This window comes from Mitsuaria sp. WAJ17, assembly GCF_014174515.1.
GTDB lineage: Bacteria > Pseudomonadota > Gammaproteobacteria > Burkholderiales > Burkholderiaceae_C > Roseateles_B.
Genome location: NZ_JACJUG010000131.1, coordinates 1 through 381, shown reverse-complemented (window position 1 = coordinate 381; position 381 = coordinate 1). Strand labels below are relative to the sequence as shown.

Sequence of the window (381 nt, the reverse complement as noted above, 5' to 3'; positions counted from 1 at the left end):
ACATCGCCGTCGCCAGTCCGGCCTTCCTGCGCGAAAACCTGCCGCAAGGGCTGACGGCGGCCAATTTTTCGCAGGTCCCCTTTCTCGTCTTCAACCGCAAGGACGATGACCAGGTGCAATGGGTCGGCAAGGCCTTCGGCGTGAAAGCGCCGCGCCTGCAGGAGCGCTATGTGCCGTCCAGCGAGGCGCGTGTGCGTGCCGTTTGCATGGGCTGGGGCATTGGCGTGGTGCCGGAATTGCAAGTGCGCAGCCTGCTCAAGAGCGGCGAACTCGTGGCCCTGGAACCCGAGCTGAGCGTCGATGTGACGCTCTACTGGCATCAGTGGAAGCTGGGCTCCGAGCTGGTGTCGGCGCCCTTGCGGGTGGCCTTGCTGGACCAGA

The 381-nt window shown here is 65.1% G+C and carries 1 protein-coding gene; it reads left to right on the top strand.

The window, feature by feature from the left end:
* Positions 1-381: LysR substrate-binding domain-containing protein (locus H5407_RS23705; RefSeq protein ID WP_255501420.1), on the top strand; the 381-nt coding region annotated here is incomplete at both ends.